The sequence below is a fragment of the Tepidibacter mesophilus genome (assembly GCF_002724055.1).
In the GTDB taxonomy this organism is placed as follows: Bacteria; Bacillota; Clostridia; order Peptostreptococcales; family Peptostreptococcaceae; genus Tepidibacter_A; species Tepidibacter_A mesophilus.
This window is the reverse complement of the sequence record NZ_BDQY01000045.1, coordinates 1-5,896: the sequence shown is the minus strand read 5'-3', so window position 1 is coordinate 5,896 and position 5,896 is coordinate 1. Positions and strand designations below refer to the sequence as shown.

At 30.7% G+C, this 5,896-nt stretch carries 6 protein-coding genes, 10 tRNA genes and 1 rRNA gene; 16 read left to right on the top strand and 1 reads right to left on the bottom strand.

Annotation, left to right across the window (positions count from 1 at the left end; genetic code table 11):
* Positions 1-36 precede the first annotated feature (36 nt).
* From Tmeso_RS15615 to Tmeso_RS15570, 10 genes are all read left to right on the top strand, one after another.
* Positions 37-125 (top strand) — tRNA-Ser (locus tag Tmeso_RS15615).
* A 3-nt stretch (positions 126-128) separates the two neighbouring features.
* Positions 129-204 (top strand) — tRNA-Phe (locus Tmeso_RS15610).
* A 9-nt stretch (positions 205-213) separates the two neighbouring features.
* Positions 214-287 (top strand) — tRNA-Met (locus Tmeso_RS15605).
* Between the two features lie 11 nt (positions 288-298).
* Positions 299-375: transfer RNA gene (locus Tmeso_RS15600), tRNA-Ile, on the top strand.
* A gap of 21 nt (positions 376-396) precedes the next feature.
* A tRNA-Pro gene (locus Tmeso_RS15595) sits at positions 397-473 on the top strand.
* Positions 474-478: 5 nt separating this feature from the next.
* Positions 479-555, top strand: a tRNA-His gene (locus Tmeso_RS15590).
* Between the two features lie 6 nt (positions 556-561).
* Positions 562-637 (top strand) — tRNA-Lys (locus Tmeso_RS15585).
* An 8-nt stretch (positions 638-645) separates the two neighbouring features.
* Positions 646-719, top strand: a tRNA-Cys gene (locus tag Tmeso_RS15580).
* Between the two features lie 23 nt (positions 720-742).
* Positions 743-819: transfer RNA gene (locus Tmeso_RS15575), tRNA-Arg, on the top strand.
* A gap of 9 nt (positions 820-828) precedes the next feature.
* A tRNA-Val gene (locus Tmeso_RS15570) sits at positions 829-904 on the top strand.
* A gap of 137 nt (positions 905-1,041) precedes the next feature.
* On the opposite strand, the gene Tmeso_RS15565 is transcribed toward Tmeso_RS15570, so the two are convergent.
* A complete protein-coding gene (locus tag Tmeso_RS15565; protein ID WP_099192847.1) occupies positions 1,042-2,196 on the bottom strand; it encodes an iron-containing alcohol dehydrogenase in 1,155 nt (384 codons plus the stop codon).
* A gap of 301 nt (positions 2,197-2,497) precedes the next feature.
* Between Tmeso_RS15565 and Tmeso_RS15560 the strand changes: the two genes are divergently transcribed.
* From Tmeso_RS15560 to Tmeso_RS15535, 6 genes are all read left to right on the top strand, one after another.
* Positions 2,498-3,346, top strand: coding sequence for a helix-turn-helix domain-containing protein (locus Tmeso_RS15560; RefSeq protein WP_187296409.1), 849 nt, complete (start codon positions 2,498-2,500; stop codon positions 3,344-3,346).
* Positions 3,347-3,433: 87 nt separating this feature from the next.
* Positions 3,434-3,667: a DUF2508 family protein gene (locus Tmeso_RS15555; RefSeq protein WP_099192843.1), complete on the top strand. Its 234-nt coding sequence runs from the start codon at positions 3,434-3,436 to the stop codon at positions 3,665-3,667.
* Between the two features lie 77 nt (positions 3,668-3,744).
* Positions 3,745-4,026, top strand: a complete 282-nt coding sequence (locus Tmeso_RS15550; protein WP_099192841.1) for a pro-sigmaK processing inhibitor BofA family protein — start codon at positions 3,745-3,747, stop codon at positions 4,024-4,026.
* A gap of 119 nt (positions 4,027-4,145) precedes the next feature.
* Positions 4,146-4,562: a hypothetical protein gene (locus Tmeso_RS15545; RefSeq protein ID WP_099192839.1), complete on the top strand. Its 417-nt coding sequence runs from the start codon at positions 4,146-4,148 to the stop codon at positions 4,560-4,562.
* A gap of 136 nt (positions 4,563-4,698) precedes the next feature.
* A complete protein-coding gene (locus tag Tmeso_RS15540) occupies positions 4,699-5,280 on the top strand; it encodes a 50S ribosomal protein L25 (RefSeq protein ID WP_099192837.1) in 582 nt (193 codons plus the stop codon).
* A gap of 401 nt (positions 5,281-5,681) precedes the next feature.
* Positions 5,682-5,896, top strand: a 16S ribosomal RNA gene (locus Tmeso_RS15535); the annotation flags it as partial.

Below are 5,896 nucleotides of genomic sequence, written 5' to 3'. Positions count from 1 at the left end.
CGCGTTCGAGTCGCGGATGGGTCACCAAAGAAATACGGAGGGGTGTCCGAGTGGCTTAAGGAGCTGGTCTTGAAAACCAGTGATTCCGAAAGGGACCGTGGGTTCGAATCCCACCTCCTCCGCCAAATGCCCAGATAGCTCAGTCGGTAGAGCAGGGGACTGAAAATCCCCGTGTCGGTGGTTCGATTCCGCCTCTGGGCACCAATGAAATATGGCGGCATAGCTCAGTTGGCTAGAGCGTTCGGTTCATACCCGAAAGGTCACTAGTTCGAATCTAGTTGCCGCTACTAAATAAAGTGGGCCTTTAGCTCAGTTGGTTAGAGCGCCCGGCTCATAACCGGTAGGTCTGGGGTTCGAGTCCCTGAAGGCCCACCACTTTATTTTATATAACTATATCGAGGTGTAGCGCAGTTTGGTAGCGCACGTGGTTTGGGACCATGGGGCCGGGGGTTCGAGTCCCTCCACCTCGACCAATATGGTGGGTATAGCTCAGTCGGTTAGAGCGCCAGATTGTGGCTCTGGAGGCCGTGAGTTCGAATCTCATTACTCACCCCATATTTTGACCCATTAGCTCAGTCGGTAGAGCACCTGACTTTTAATCAGGGTGTCCCGCGTTCGAGTCGCGGATGGGTCACCAAAAAGAGTGGCGACATAGCCAAGTGGTAAGGCAGAGGACTGCAACTCCTTCATCCCCAGTTCAAATCTGGGTGTCGCCTCCATTTTTTTTGTGAAAATTAAATAAGCGCCTATAGCTCAACTGGATAGAGTGTCTGACTACGAATCAGAAGGTTGGGGGTTCGAGTCCCTCTGGGCGCACCATGATGAATTGGGCTCATAGCTCAGCTGGGAGAGCACCTGCCTTACAAGCAGGGGGTCACAGGTTCGAGCCCTGTTGAGCCCACCAATTTTAGAAAACACCTTTTAAATAAAGGTGTTTTTTGTTTATAATTTTGGATTAAAATACAAAGTGAAGCCTGACTAAGTAGATACATAAGAATTCTACTTAGCCAGGCTTCACTTTGTTATTACATAATAGATATATTACATCGCACTTTTATATACTTTAATTATTTCTTCTAGAGAAGCTTGTTTAGGGTTAGTAAATCCGCAAGCATCCTTTAGAGCATTTTCAGAAAGAATAGTTAAATCCTCTTCTTTTGCATCTAATTCTTTTAATCCAGAAGGAATACCAATTTCTTTAGATAGTTTTTTTATAGAGTCTATAACTTTAATAGCGGCTTTTTCACTGGAAATATTATTAACATCTTCACCCATAGCTTTAGCTATTGTAACAAATCTATCAGGAACTACCATAGAATTATATTCTTGAACATGAGGTAGCAATATAGCATTACAAACACCATGAGGAAGATCATAAAAACCACCTAACTGATGTGCCATAGCATGAACATATCCAAGACTTGCATTATTAAATGCCATTCCAGCTAAAAATTGAGCATATGCCATTTTATCTCTAGCCTCTATGTTTGAGCCATCATCAACAGCATCTTTTAAATGTGTACATATTAATTCTATCGCCATTAATGCACAAGCATCTGTTACAGGAGTAGCTTCAGTTGAAACAAAAGCTTCTATTGCATGAGTAAGAGCATCCATCCCAGTAGCTGCTGTTAATGATGCTGGTTTTTCAACCATCAGTAATGGGTCATTTACAGATATACTTGGGGTAGTATGATTATCAACTATAGCCATTTTTATATGTCTATCTTCATCTGTTATTATACAAAATTTAGTCATTTCACTTGCAGTTCCTGCTGTTGTATTAATAGCAACTAGTGGAAGCATAGATTTTTTTGACTTATTTACTCCTTCATAATCTTTTATACACCCACCATTACTTGCAACAATTCCGATACCTTTAGCACAATCATGAGGAGAACCTCCACCGAATGAAATAATAAAGTCACAATCATTTTCTTTTAAAAGCGCTAAGCCATCTTCGACATTTTTTACAGTAGGATTAGGCTGAGTTTTATCAAATACAATATAGTTTATATTACTGTTATCTAATATATCTATTAATTTGTTTACTAAATTGATTTTTACTAATATTTTATCTGTTACTATTAAAGCTTTTTTTAATCCTAGAGATAATATTTCATCACCAATTTCTTTTAAACATCCTGGTCCCATCAAATTAACAGATGGCATATTAAATTTGTAAGTTTTATTCATTATAAAAAACCTCCTCTACATTTGTGTTAAAAAAATAACTTTTAATCTATAGATATAATATTAATATACTTGTCTAAATAAAACTAACTCTAAATTTGATAAAATGGATGTAAATTTGATAAATTCAACTAAAAATAAATAAATCTAATTTTAAAATATTGAAGAAATAGATAGAGAATATAGTATAATGTGTATATAAAAGTAATAATATATAAAAAAATTTAACTTATAACAATAATATAAATTAAATTTAAGATAAAAAATTAACATTACATATATGAACATTTGGAGGAACGAAGTTATGATTAATAATTTTGACAGAAATATTGAATTAATAGATGGGATAGAAACCGATTACATGAGATTTTTATATTATGATTTTGAAAAACCATATAAAGGATATTATAAATCGTATGAAAACAACAGAATATGCACTATACTTAAAGGTCAAAAAAAATTAAGAGTGGATGAAAGCGATAATTTCTATTATGGAAAAGATGAGTTCATAATATTGCCCCCGAACTCAAAGGTAGAAATGGAAATGACAGTCCCTACAAAAGCCTTAGTATTAGAAATAGAACAAGGAATAATAAAAAATGTAGTAGAAAAAGTGAATTGCGATATTAAAAATAGTATAAGCCCTAGCTATAAAAACATATTTTTAGGTAAAAAAAATGAAACTATAGATGAAATATTTAAAAAGATTATAAAAACTAATTTTTCGGTAGAAAAAAATAAATACTTTCTAATGGATCTTTATATTCAGGAGATGTTGTATAATATCCTAAAGATACAAGGTTCAGAAGATATACTAACAAAAGAACATACTCACCCAATATCCATAGCTAAAAAATATATACGTGAAAACTATGATAAAAATATAAAAATAAAAGATATAGCTAATTATTTAAACATGTCTGAATCTAATTTTTCAATACAATTTAAAAATATAATAGGGAGTACTCCAAATCTATATCTAAAAGAAATAAGACTTAAAAAATCAATAGATTTATTGAAAGAAAAGAATGTAACTGAAGTAGCTTATGATTTAGGATATGAGAATATATCTTATTTTATAAGTCAATTTAAGAATAAATATGGATATACTCCTAAGCAATACCAAAAGATAAAACAAAAAAGAACTCTCTAGAGTTCTTTTTTTTTCTAAAAAAAGTATATATTTTATCATAAAAGTCTAAAATTAAAATATAAATTTATAGTAGGGAGGGGTACATTTATGAGTATTAACTTTTTTAAGAGACAGGTGGATGAAAATGAAGAATTTATGATGGATTTGCGAGATGCATATATAGATTTAAAAGCAGCTGAATCTTTTTTCGATAATGTAAAGGATCCTGATTTAGTAGATTATGCAATATTTAGATTAGAAGCAGCTAAATCTAGATATTCATATTTTTTAAGAAAAGCAAAAGCAAATGGCATAATTAGCAAAGGGGTATGTAATGTATAGGAAACGCTTCATAAACAGTGTTGAGTAATATTTGATTATAAATACAGTATATAAAATATAAACTTGGGGGGATAAATATGATGGATGTTTTATTACAGGTAAAGCTTATATTGCTATATGGAATAATAATACTTAGCATTTACACCATAGCTTTATTAATGATAGGACCATTGAAATTTATAGGTAAAATGAGTGCAAAATTGATGGTTGGGGGATTATGCATATTTATTTTGAATTATATTTTTAGTGTATTTAATATAAACTTCGATATAGGCATAAATTTAATAACATCTTTTTGTACAGCTTATTTAGGTATATTTGGAATTTTAGCAATATCTTTAATAAAATATTTGCTATAAATTAATAATTTTAAATATATTTATTAATCAAGAAAAGCTTATATTTAGGCTTTTCTTTTTTTATTAAATTTATTATAATGATGTGTTAAGAAATAAATTGAATATAAGGAGATGGTTTTATGTTTGTAATATTTAAAGACGATGTAATAGATAGCAATGATATAAAAGAAATAATATCAGATAATAGTGAATTTAATATATTAGAAGATATGAGCGCGAGGTCTAAAAGAGAAGATATAGTTGCATTTAATATGAGTATAAAGATAAATGTACTAAATGATATGTTAGAAGATGATGGATATGATGTAGAAGAAGAAAATAAAGAAGAATTACTTGATGAATATATGGATTTAGCAGATACTTTAGCCATTGAACTAGAAGAATATATGCCTGAAAGAAGCATTTTAAAAGCATATGCCTATAAATATGATGATGCAGAAGACTGCATTAAATTAGTACTTGCTATGTGCCATAGAGATATAGGTGAATTAAAGTTAAGCGATATAGTAAAAAGATTGTTATCTATAGTGGGATAAGATAGTTAATCTATGGATAATATAATGAAAGTACTGACTCATTAGCTATTTTATAAATTGAATAAATTTAAATGTATTAAAAAACAATACAATGGTAATAATACCTTCTAAATGATAAATATAGGAGGTATTGTCTATGGAGTTATTATCTAGGAATTCATTTAGTAATTATAGAGCTAAAGCTATTAGAAAAAAAGGTTTTATACCAGGAATTTTATATGGGAAGAATATGGAACCTATAAGTGTTGCTATGGATAAAAAAGAATTTAAACAAACTTACATTCAAAATAAAGAAAATAAAGTATTTGATGTAGAATTTAACAATGAAGTTCATAAAGTTTATATACATGAAGTTCAAAGGGATGTTATGAACGATAAAGAATTTATACACTTTGACTTACATAAGGTAACGAATGAAGACTTTATTCACACTCACATACCTATTGTATTAGAAAATAAATCCAAAATAGAAAGTCAAGGATATGTTGTACAACAACAGCTTCTAGATATTGAAGTTAAATATGGGGCTTATAATACACCTACACATGTTAGCGGAGATTTATCTTATCTTCAGCATGGAGGCTCAATTACGGTTGCGGATTTAAATATACCACAAGGAATATCTGTTTTAGAAGATATGAATTCAATTGTTGCATCTGTTAATTATCCAAAAGTTCATCAACCTATTGATGAAGGAACTGATATAGAAGTAAAATAGATAGTTGAGTATAACTTAATAAATAAATTAAAATAATTTTCAAAATGAGAACTTAAAGAGTTCTTGACTACACTATTAAAAATATTTAGTTAAGAACTCTCAAATAACAAGATTAAATATATAATGTATTTATCTTGAAGCTAGAACTTCTAATAATTTGTCTGAATTATAAGTTTGGTTTTAGGATATATTTTTAAATATCAATAAAAATTTTAAAAAGGTGTTGACGAATTATATTAAAGGTGATATATTATTACTTGTCCTCAACAACGAGGCAAACACGAAACACACAAAGCAAATAAATGAACTTTGAAAATTAAACAGTAGGTTATAAATAAATCACAACAGTGATTTTCGGAATAAACAAACAAAAAGTCAGTTTACTGAGTACTGACAAACTTTTATTTAAGAGTTTGATCCTGGCTCAGGATGAACGCTGGCGGCGTGCCTAACACATGCAAGTCGAGCGGAGATTAAAAAGCTTGCTTTTTAATCTTAGCGGCGGACGGGTGAGTAACGCGTGGGTAACCTGCCCTATACACACGGATAACATATCGAAAGATATGCTAATACGAGATAATACATTTTTAAGGCATCTTAAAAATGTCAAAGATTT